This window comes from Moorena sp. SIO2C4 (genome assembly GCF_010672485.1).
Classification (GTDB): domain Bacteria; phylum Cyanobacteriota; class Cyanobacteriia; order Cyanobacteriales; family Coleofasciculaceae; genus Moorena; species Moorena producens.
Window position 1 is genome coordinate 1 of sequence record NZ_JAAHGN010001324.1, and the last position, 1,733, is coordinate 1,733.

1 protein-coding gene is annotated in these 1,733 nt (G+C 42.2%); it reads left to right on the top strand.

Annotated elements, in window-relative coordinates; all coding sequences use genetic code 11:
- Nucleotides 1–477: 477 nt before the first annotated feature.
- Nucleotides 478–1,671, top strand: coding sequence for a ShlB/FhaC/HecB family hemolysin secretion/activation protein (locus F6K20_RS37120; protein ID WP_287298209.1), 1,194 nt, complete (start codon nucleotides 478–480; stop codon nucleotides 1,669–1,671).
- Nucleotides 1,672–1,733 lie beyond the last annotated feature (62 nt).

Below are 1,733 nucleotides of genomic sequence, written 5' to 3' on the forward strand. Positions count from 1 at the left end.
ATTCGCCACGGGTCGTACCTCAAGTGTGCTTAATTGGTTATGATCGCAAGTGGTTTGAAGAGAATAACAACTCATCTCAAGTCCGTTAGGTGCGCTTTCCGCATCTAATTATTAAATTCGCCACGGGTCGGACCTGTTGAATACCCACAGGTTAGACTGACACCGGAAAAACCACCACACGGTCAGACAGGGTAGAGATTTTGATTATGGGTAATTAAACGAATTTGATATAAGCTATAACTGCGATAGACGATGGTGATAGTTTTTTGGAATTTTTGAACTAATCAGGGTTAGGCTTTTTAGTGGCGTTTACGTTTGGACCATTCGTTGTCACCCAAAATCCCTAGATATCCCCACCCAAGGAGAATAAAAAACCCGATGCGCTCGAAGATCGGATTGCTTTGGCATCAGATGTTAATTCAAATTGTGCTTATAAAGTATTTCTTAAATAAATTCATATCAAATAAATTTACACCGTTGTATTTAATAATTGCCTGTACCAGTTGTAATGATGCCCTAGCAGTAACCCTAACTTCTTTGCCAAGCAATCATAGATCTCTAAGAGCAAGTAAACTTCTGCTTAAGCAGCAGGAGCATAAAACCGCTCAGGAGTCAGTAAAATTGGTTGATGGAAATTATCAAAATCAGATAGCTGAACTATTAGCGCCCATACTATCAGATTCAGTTGGACCAGTTATACTAGAAACTCAAGCCACTACACCTGCTAGACTAACTGCTTTGGACTCTAAAACCATTCAAGTTGATAAAATTGAAGTCATTGGTAGCACCATCTTTTCACCAGAGCAGTTTAAGCTGATTATACAACCCTATCAAGGACGCTCCCTGACTATTGAGCAACTAAGAGAAGTCGCGGATGCTATTACTACCCTTTACCTCAAGCAGGGCTATATTAACACTAGAGCAATTCTTCTTGCTGAGCAAACGATTGACATTACCAAGGGCATTGTTACAATCCGTGTTATAGAAGGGGGTATAGAAAAGATCGAAGTTGAAGGAACACGCCGCCTCAATCCCAACTATATCCGCAGCCGTGTCCAGTTGGGTACCGGAACACCATTCAATACTACTGATTTGGAAAAACAATTACGATTGTTACGGCTTGACCCAAAGTTGGAAAGTATAGAAGCGAGCCTCCGCAAAGGAACAAAAGTAGGACAGAGCATTCTGATTGTTCGTGTTGTGGAAGCTAATCCGTTCAAAGGAAGTGTAGGGGTTGATAATTACTCACCTCCTAGTATTGGTTCTGAACGAATCAGCTTTAATCTTCGCCATCTCAACCTAACTGGCAATGGGGATGAAATTTCCTTCACTTATCGCCGTTCGACCACTGGCGGGTCTAATATTTTTGATTTTGGCTATCGCTTTCCCCTCAATCCCCGAAATGGTACCTTAGAACTGCGAACAGTGATCGACCGTAATCGGGTGACTCAAGCACCATTCAATGTTTTTGATATTGAGGGAGAATCTGAGCTATATGAAATTCGATTTCGTCAACCGTTGTACCGCACACCTCGGGAAGAATTTGCTCTGTCTCTAGGATTCAGCTACAGAGATGGTCAGACTTTTTTGGGTGATGAGCCTCTTGGGCTTCGACGCTGTTTTGGCGGGAGCAGGTCAAAGTTGCAGAACATTTGTACTATGTCCCATTAGCGGAAGCAATTACCCATGAGGGGGCTATAGATAATGTACAAATATTCATCCTGGACATGCTC